Origin of the sequence: Desulfosarcina sp., assembly GCF_033791525.1 — a bacterium.
Lineage (GTDB): Bacteria > Desulfobacterota > Desulfobacteria > Desulfobacterales > Desulfosarcinaceae > Desulfosarcina.
This window is the reverse complement of record NZ_JASJGN010000468.1, coordinates 26272-34451: the sequence shown is the minus strand read 5'-3', so window position 1 is coordinate 34451 and position 8180 is coordinate 26272. Positions and strand designations below refer to the sequence as shown.

General features: G+C 56.3%; 5 protein-coding genes. 1 reads left to right on the top strand and 4 read right to left on the bottom strand.

Annotation, left to right across the window (positions count from 1 at the left end):
• On the bottom strand, window positions 1-3882 hold a 3882-nt coding region (locus QNK41_RS22140; protein ID WP_319261796.1), incomplete at its 3' end, for a beta-ketoacyl synthase N-terminal-like domain-containing protein.
• 197 nt (window positions 3883-4079) lie between these two features.
• On the opposite strand from QNK41_RS22140, the gene QNK41_RS22135 reads away from it, so the two are divergent.
• Window positions 4080-4655, top strand: a complete 576-nt coding sequence (locus QNK41_RS22135) for a hypothetical protein (RefSeq protein WP_319261794.1) — start codon at window positions 4080-4082, stop codon at window positions 4653-4655.
• Here QNK41_RS22135 and QNK41_RS22130 read toward each other — a convergent pair.
• From QNK41_RS22130 to xerD, 3 genes are all read right to left on the bottom strand, one after another.
• Window positions 4627-6306: a PfaD family polyunsaturated fatty acid/polyketide biosynthesis protein gene (locus tag QNK41_RS22130; RefSeq protein ID WP_319261792.1), complete on the bottom strand. Its 1680-nt coding sequence runs from the start codon at window positions 6304-6306 to the stop codon at window positions 4627-4629. The genes QNK41_RS22135 and QNK41_RS22130 overlap by 29 nt on opposite strands.
• Window positions 6307-6439: 133 nt before the next feature.
• Window positions 6440-7267, bottom strand: coding sequence for an HD domain-containing protein (locus QNK41_RS22125; RefSeq protein WP_319261790.1), 828 nt, complete (start codon window positions 7265-7267; stop codon window positions 6440-6442).
• Window positions 7268-7274: 7 nt separating this feature from the next.
• The gene (gene xerD, locus QNK41_RS22120; protein WP_319261788.1) at window positions 7275-8180 is read right to left on the bottom strand and encodes a site-specific tyrosine recombinase XerD; all 906 of its coding nucleotides are present in this window, start codon (window positions 8178-8180) and stop codon (window positions 7275-7277) included.

Genomic DNA, 8180 nt, shown 5'->3' with positions numbered 1-8180 from the left:
GACCTGGGGCAGGTGGGGCATGCGTTCTTCCATTGCGGAAAGAATCTCCACCCGCTTGATGGAGTCGATGCCCAAATCCGCCTCGATGTCCATGTCCAGCCCCAGCATGTCGGCAGGATAGCCGGTCAGTTCGGAAACAATAGAAAGCATTGTCTTTTGAACCAATTGTGAATCTTCGGTTGCCGGATTATCGGCAATCGCCGTTGGGGAAGCGGCAATGGCTGCAGAAGGGTCTTCGGTGGAAAGAAAATCACTGATCTGGCCAAGGGTCTTCAGGGTGCCCAGCATGTCCGGTGTGACCTGGGGCAGGTGGGGCATGCGTTCTTCCATTGCGGAAAGAATCTCCACCCGCTTGATGGAGTCGATGCCCAGGTCCGCCTCGATGTCCATGTCCAGCCCCAGCATGTCGGCAGGATAGCCGGTCAGTTCGGAAACGATGTCGATCATTGCCCTGGATATCGCTTCAGCGTCATTGGTCGGCATTGCATTTGGCGATGCTGTCGTCGATGGTTGTGTGGCCGCTGGTGAATAATATGGCTCAGTGGTTGTATAAGTAACTGCCGGATCGACAGCCGCTACAATCGATGCGGCCGACGCAGGGAGGCTTCCCATTGTCGACGGTTGTGGCGAAATCGGTTCCGGATGAGCGAGGGGCGCTTTAATTTCTGCAGCAGCCGGCATGGGCATTTCCAAGCCAGGTCCCAAGAACATCCGGGTGCTTTTGATCATTTCCTGGAGGGTGCGGCTGGCCTGTGCCTGCGTATCCAGAAACTTCTGATGCGCCTGCGCCGTCTGTTGCTGAAGGGATTGGATCGATTCCAGTCCTTTCTGGACAATGGCCAGCGCCTCGTTCATGTTGGCACCCACTGACGGATCTAATTTCCGGTCTTGGACAACCTGCTTTTCGATCGGGCTTGTCGCTACAGCTGCATTCATTGGCTTGCGGGTATCCATGGAGGTAGGCGTATTGGCCACGGTTCGGTTTAGTGACGGGGCCGGTCCGCTTTCCGTTCGGGGAAGGGGAGACTGGACCGGTCTGTCTGTTATCGGTGTCGCGCTCGTTTTACGGGGTGCACGGTAGTTGGTTCCGGATAGCGGGATGGTCATTTTCTGCGGCCGGGCGGCCGGGGCTTCGGTCTCCCACCGGTTCAGGTCGAGGTCCGCGCCAAGGGCAGCCAGGTGGCCGATGGCGTGGGCCAGATCCATGATGCCTGAAGTTTTTCCGGAGGACCGGTCAAGGGCAATCACCGTCACATCCCGGTCTTTGAGTGTGGCTCGGACCAGTCCGGAAAGCACCGTTTTGGGCCCCACCTCGACGAATGTGCGCACGCCGGCTTCGTAGAGGTGTTCGACCGTTTCTTGAAACCGGACCGATGAAGTCAATTGTCGGCCAAGCAAATCTGCACACTGTGAAGGGTCGGCCGGGTAGGGTGCCGCCGTTACATTGGCATAAACCGGCGTAAGGGTGGGGGTGAATGCCGCCTTTTCGGCGGCCATGAAAAATGGCTTTTGGGCCCTTTCCACCAGCGGGCTGTGAAAGGCGGCTGAAACCGGCAGGCAGATCGTGCGGTAACTTTTTTCGGCACACCTTGCCTTGGCCCGTTCAATGGCTTCGGTAGTCCCTGAAAGCACGCCCTGGTCGGGGCTGTTGAGGTTGGCCAGCACCACGCCGGGTATTTGATCGGCCAATGCCTTCAAACGGTCCATCGGTGCGTTTACCGCCAGCATGGTCCCGGCATCGCCGTCCTTGCTGGCATCGGCCATCAGTCGTCCGCGCGTGACGCTTAAGGTTAACAGGGTTTCCCGGTTGATCCAACCGGCGGCATAGAGGGCGGGCAGTTCCCCGTAGCTGTGACCGCAGGTCGCATCCGGCTGCACATTAAAGTACGCCAGCGTCGAAAGCATGGCCAGACTCACCGCTCCGATGGCCGGCTGGGCCACATCGGTCCGGCGAAGGGCATCCGCCTGCCGCTGCTGCTGGTCGTCGGAAAGGGCAGGGCGCGGAAACAGGATCTCCCCCAGCGGCGGTTCCTGATCAAGTTGGTGACCGGCGGCTTGGATGGCTTCCATGGCACCGGGAAAGGCGCAGACGAGATCCCTTCCCATATGGGGATATTGGCTTCCCTGGCCGGGAAACATGAAGGCGATTTTTCCGGCGGCCTGTGGCGCCGGATCGAAATAGATACCCTGAATGGCCGAGGCAGCGGGTTTGCCTGCAGTGACAACGTCGATGGCCTTTTGCAGTCGGTCTTTCAGGCCGTTGCCTGAAGGAGAACCATCCACTACCATGACCAACCGTTGTGGATGGCCGCCCGAAAAAGTCGTTCGCAGCGTCTTTGCCGTCCGGGACAGCACCGTGGCATCGAAGGGTTCTTCAAGAAGACGTTCATCGAACTGTTGAAGGCTGTTGATGATTGCCGCTGCATCAGGACCCGAGAAGGCCAGGATTTCCACCGAACCATCCCAGGCGATCTCTTTTTTGTCAGGCTGATACTCTTCGAGAACCACATGAAAATTGCTGCCGCCGAAACCAAAAGAGCTGACACCACCGCGCCGCGGGGTGCCATTTGCGCTAAACCAGGGTCGCGGGGCGGTGTTGAGGTAAAAGGGACTGGATTCGATTCCCAGTTTCGGGTCGGGTTGGTCCGCCTTGAGTGTGGGCGGGAGAACCTTGTTGTAGAGAGAAAGCGCCGATTTAATGAGCCCGGCAGCGCCGGCCGCCGCTTTGGTGTGACCGATCATTGACTTTACCGACCCCAGTGCGCAGCGATTGCCGTTGGGGTTGATGGCACCGAAAACTTTTTTCAGGGCGGTGAATTCCATCTCGTCACCCACCCGGGTACCGGTGCCGTGGGCTTCTACCAATCCCACCGTTTCGGGTGGAATGCCCGCATTCCGATAGGCCCCGACCAGCGCCCGGGCCTGACCGTCGGGTCGCGGTGCGTAGATGCTCTGCGACTTTCCGTCGCTGGAAGACCCGATGCCCCGGATCACTGCATAGATCCGATCTGCGTCGCGCTCGGCATCCTCGAGGCGCTTCAACACCAGGATGCCGATACCTTCACCCAGAACCGTGCCGTCGGCATCTGAGGAAAAGGGGCGCGCGTCGCCGGTGTGAGAAAGGACGCCGGTCTTAGAAAAGCACATGTGCATGAATATGTCGTTGATGGTATCCACGCCACCGGTGACCGCCATGTTGCTTTTACCGGCAGCCAGTTCCATGATTGCTAAATGAACGGCACCCAGGCTGCTGGCACAGGCTGCATCCACGACGCAGTTGGTGCCGCCAAGATTCAGCCGGTTGCAGATCCGGCCGGCCACCACATTGCCAAGCAGACCCGGAAAGGAGTTCTCTTGCCAGGACACGTAGCTGTTGGAAATGTCCGCAATGATGGATGATTTCTGCTGGTCGCTGAGCCCCTTGTCCTCGAGCGCTTTACGCCATGAAGGGTGCCCGAGACGTGATCCCAGGGAAATGACCAACTCCTGGGTGCCGGTAACGCCCAGGATTACAGAAGTATGCTCACGGTCGAATTCACGACCATCTCCGTATCCGGCATCCGTCAGGGCCATTTTGGCGGCCACCAAACCCAACAGCTGGGAGGTATCCGTGGCCTCAAGGGCTGCCGGCGGAATGCCGAATTCGGTGGGATCAAAGGGTACCGTCGGAAGAAATCCGCCGCGATTGCAGTAAATATGGTCCGGTTTTTTAGGATCCGCATCCAAGTAGTCGTTCAACTGGCCATGGGTCGTGGGCGGTTCGGAAATGCAGTCTATGCCGTTGAGCAGGGTTCGCCAGTACTCCTTCATATTTCTCGATTTGGCAAACATGCCACCCATGCCAATGATGGCAACCGGCTGCTGAACTATATTCGTTGTCATTTTATGTGTTTGGGAACCAATTGCTGCTGGTTAAGTCGATGGGCCGTGTGCGCAAGAGGTATTGCGCATACCGCGGCCGTGCATCTGCCTGAAAATAGAGACGCTAAACATAATTCATTGAAACATAAAATACAAGGGATTGACACAAGACCGATGACTTGTTAGGTAGGTATAACAACTATCCAGGCTAAACGCTTATGATTCTTTATTATACCAATCGGGAGATATCGGAAAAACTTGAGATCAATCTCGCCCGCTGGAAACGCTGGTCAAGATCATTTCTACCACCGGACCCGCTGGGAGGAATGCAATCGGGCTACGCGAGGCAGTATACCTTCAAAGATTTGTTCAAGGTTTATCTGGGCGGTCATCTGCTGTCCCACCTGAAACTGTCCCTGCCGGACAGCCAGCAGGTGCTCGATGATCTGTCGCCGTGGATGAAAAAAAATGGGTTTTTGGATCTAAATGGCGCAAACGGGGCAGCAACGGAAATAAATGGTCAATCAAATGGATATCGCATCTATTTTTGTCCGGTCAGGGCAACTGGTGCCAAAAAAGGATCAGGTTTTTGCTATCTCATCCGAAAAACCGTTGGCACGCAATCGAATGATTCGGTGACCGGTCCTAAAATCAAGGAAACAGTTGAAGAGACCATCATCCGGATCGATTTAACTGACGGTTGTTTTTTTCTTCAGGATCCGCATGTCCGCATGATCAATTTTTCACCGCTGTTCGCTGCGTTGGTTAAAAAACTTTACCATCACCCCCAGTGAAGTCACGCCGGGAAAAGGATGATATCTGCGCGTCGGTGATGGGGGAAACCATACCCGGCGCTACCGGCAGATCGATCCCCTGGTTTTTTAAGCCATTCAGTCGCGAGATAACGGCGGCGCCGTATAGGAGATTCAGGGCGACGGTCACCGTCTTGCGGTTTGGCGGCGGTTCCAGAAATGATCCTTTGATCCACTCGTTGAAGGCCCCCATGGCCGGGCCGCACCAGATCTGATAGTCGATGGCCCGTTCCGGAACACCGCTTTTTGCCCACAGCGACGCCTTTCCCAGGTACGATCGAAATACCAGAGCCATTTTGTGTTTAGGATCCTTTTGCACCCGGTCCACCTGGGCCGGGTCCCGCTGACTGAAAAAGGCCCGTGTAGTCTCCCACTCCGCTTCGAACGTGTTTTTCAGGAAGGTTTCTTCAACCAGTTTTCGCTGGTCTTCCGGTACGTCTTCGAACCGGTCGTAGGTCCGATAAATATCGTAGAGCTTGGAACCACGCATGGAGAACATGGTGCCGCGCTTGAGCACCTGAACCTTGACACCCAACTCGAACATGTCAGCTGCCGGTGCCATGATGACATCCGCCTGACGCGCCTCGGCCAGCATCTTTTTCACCAACAAGGAGGTGTCGGCCTCCACACAGGATTGATTGACGGAACCGGTGAGGATGTAGGCCGCCCCCATGGCAAAGGCGGCCGCGGCTGATTCTGGGGTAGCGATGCCACCGGCAAGCCCAACCCGCAAGGGGATGCCGTAGTCGTGCTGCCTGGCCATCTCGTCGCGAAGGACCACCATGGTGGGAAACAGGCACAGGGCCGGGCGGTTGTCGGTGTGACCGCCCGAGTCGGCCTCTGCGGTCAGGTCCTGTGCCATGGGTATCTGATGGGCCAATTCTGCTTGTTCGTCGGTGATTTTTCCCAGTTCCTTCAGGTGTCGAAGGTGCTTTTCCGCCGGTGGGGCAAAGAATTTGCGGGCGACCTCTTCGCGGGACACCTTGGCGATGATCCGATTGGGACAGACGATCTTTCCCTGATTGTTTCTGTGAATGCCGTGGATGCGGTATTCAACCAGGGGCATCGTCAGATCCAGATATGCGGATGCCGAAACCAGCCGGATCTCCTTGGCCAGGTAGAGGTCAACGGTTTTTTGTTCCAGAGCCATATCGTTGGGGCTGTGGATCAGGTTGAAGCCGTAGGGAATTGACCCGAGGTTTTTTTGAAGGGCGTCGATGGCCGATTCAATCTGTTCGATGGGCAGCCCGCCGGCTCCGAAAAAGCCGATCATGCCGGCCCGGCCGGCAGCTTCGACCATGGCCGTGGAGGTGATACCGTTTGCCATGGCCCCGCAGATGTAGGCGAATGTTAATCCATGATCCGATTTGAAGCCAGGGTCCCCGATCGACGCCAAGTCAAGAGACGGTGACCATCCCAACAGCGGGTAGCCGTTGGATGGCGGTTGCTCGTTCGTTCCGAGAGTGGCCATTCCATCCTGCGCCACACCCGTCTGGCCGTTCACGTCCACCACATAAAAAGGTTGCCAAAGATTGCGCAGGGCTTCGCTAAATGCCTTCTTTCCGGTTCTTGGCAACTGCTGGCCGGGTTTCCAGAACCCGTGGGGGTTCAATGTCATCTCCGTGTGGGTCAAGCTACCGCTCCCTGTTGGTGGACCGCCGTCAATGGGCTGGATTTGTTTCCGAATAAATTTATCAACGCATGTTCCCTTATCCAAGCCGTTGTTATCTGTCAACCCGATCGAAATCAGGAATTATCCCCCGGTTTCACCTGGAGATGGCAATCTTGGAAACACCGTCGCCTGAGTCCGGTCTTGACCTTACCGCTTCGTCCAGCCGATCCGAGATGATGCCAATGGCATGGTGCAAGATGCCGTGGTCAGGCAGTGAACGGGCAATGACGGCCAGATCGCCTCTTTTTTTGGCTTGGGCAAGGGTTTCGGGAAAATACAGATCGAATACCCAGCTGAGCTGGAGCAGTTTGAAATCATTCAGGCTTTTCATGTCCTTAAATCTGGCCATGCGGTTTTCGGCGATGGCGTTGACGATGCTCTCTTCCCATGTCGGCAGGTCGGGCAGGTGCTGGACGATGGCGGGTTCGGGGAGTCGGTGATGCCGGTAGTAATCGGCAAATACCTTCCAGATGTCCAGTTTGTCCGCATCACGGATCAATCGCATAAAAAGCATTGATGCAGATGGTTTGTTTGCCGGCAGCCCCGGGGCGTTGTGAAAGCGGATGGCGTCGATGATTATGGTTTTCTCATCGTCCGTAAGCCTATCCAAGACGCCGGTTTGATTTATGACATCGATGCTCAAGGATGCATGGTTGGCCGATTGTCGGTCGTTGAAGGTCCGGTAGCGGCGATACTGCTCAAAACGCCCCAGGTCGTGAAACAGGCCGATGGTCTCGGCCACGCACATTTGGCCGTCGGTCAGATCGACGGAACGGCCCAACTGGCAGATGTTGTCGCAGACCCTTGCCGTATGCTCGATTTTCAATTCCAATGGACTGTCTATTGGCGTTTTACCTGTCATGAATGACTGGGTGTAAGACTCGAACCAGGCCTTCAGGCGCATTACATGATCGGGTTTCATGATCGACCTACCCTCTGGGGTGGTATTTTTTGTGGGCCTCAACCAACTGCCGGTGGGCGACATGGGTATAGATCTGGGTGGTCGAGATGTCGGCGTGGCCCAGCATCATCTGCACGGCACGAAGGTCGGCACCCCCTTCGAGCAAATGCGTGGCGAAAGAGTGTCTTAAGCTGTGAGGGGTGATCTTTTTTTTTAATTTTGCCAGGCGGCCATAGCGACCGACCAGGTTCCAGAAACTTTGCCGGGTCATGGCGCTTCCCCGCCGGGTAACAAACAGATCCGCGCTGGAACGGTTTTTCAACAGCAGTGGCCGCGAACGGTCTAAATACGCTTGGATGGCGCCAAGGGCCATTCGGCCGACGGGAACCACCCGCTCTTTGGCTCCTTTTCCGAAAACCCTGACAAATCCCGCCTCCAGATTGATGCCGGTCATTGCCAATCGGATCAGTTCCGATACCCGCAACCCGGCTCCGTAAAGCAGTTCCAGCATGGCGGCGTCCCGCAAGCCTTCAGGTTGGCTCCGATCCGGGGCATCGATCAGCGCTTGTACATCGCTTACGGTCAATACGTCGGGCAGCCGCAATCCGATTTTGGGCAGGTCGACCTGCTGCGCCGGATTTTTTAGGATGATCTTTTCAGCGGTCAGGAATTTGAAAAAGCCTCGCAGGCTGACCAGGTGACGGGCACGGGACCTGGCGCTTAATCCCCGGTTTCTCAGGTCGATCAGATAGGTCAGGATCAGTCCCGTGTCGATACTGGAGACGGCGGTCGCTTTTTTCTTTTCCAGGAACATGCCGAATCGCATCAGATCCGCGCTGTAGGCAGCGATGGTCTTTTCGCTCAGGCCTTTTTCGATCACCAGAAAGGTCTGGTACTGATCCATGCGCTGTATGTAATCGGTGGTGCAGTCCAT

Bases quoted from the DNA above. Each gene is read 5' to 3' on its own strand.
- QNK41_RS22125 (WP_319261790.1), bottom strand. From the start codon at position 7,267: ATGAAACCCGATCATGTAATGCGCCTGAAGGCCTGGTTCGAGTCTTAC.
- QNK41_RS22135 (WP_319261794.1), top strand. From the start codon at position 4,080: ATGATTCTTTATTATACCAATCGGGAGATATCGGAAAAACTTGAGATC.
- xerD (WP_319261788.1), bottom strand. From the start codon at position 8,180: ATGGACTGCACCACCGATTACATACAGCGCATGGATCAGTACCAGACC.